The 532-nt window shown below is 46.6% G+C and carries 1 protein-coding gene; it reads right to left on the minus strand.

The annotated features are described in order from the left end of the window. Window positions 1–532 (minus strand): ISL3 family transposase (locus HMPREF1254_RS09785; protein ID WP_023058506.1); only part of this gene is annotated, 532 nt, incomplete at both ends.

The raw sequence follows: 532 nt of genomic DNA on the forward strand, positions 1-532 counted from the left end.
CTACCTCGTTAAACCACTTAGCCAGTTTCAGCCTTGCTGCGTCCTTGATGCTTTTGGCATTATAAATATCGGTAAGTTCCATGGCCAGGTCATAAGCTTTTTTGAGTTCTGGGTAGTTTTCAAAGATTATTTCCGCCCTTAGCCTTTGCGATTCCGTCCACTTGGACTTGTGTTTAGTCAGTATAAACTTCGCCCTAGCAAGTAGTTGCTTGCGTGTGTCACCGTTGCTATATCTGAATGGCTTGTAGGTTTCATTCTTGGCTTTGGCTTCCTTCATCTCCTCATTTTCTCTGTCCCTTGCCATCCACCGGTAGGCTATGCGCATGTCGTCCAAAGCGTCATAGTAAAGTTTCTGCACATGAAACCTGTCACTGGTGATGAGTGCCTTGGGGAACACCGTGCGCGCAATGATCATCATAGAGGAAGACAGGTCGAGCGTTATCTCCTTGACAGTCTTTCTTTTGGAAAGGTCAATCTTTTCCAGAACACGGATCACGTCTTCGGCTTTTGTTCCCCTGACCACAGCTACCAG

Origin of the sequence: Prevotella sp. BV3P1 (assembly GCF_000479005.1) — a bacterium.
In the GTDB taxonomy this organism is placed as follows: domain Bacteria; phylum Bacteroidota; class Bacteroidia; order Bacteroidales; family Bacteroidaceae; genus Prevotella.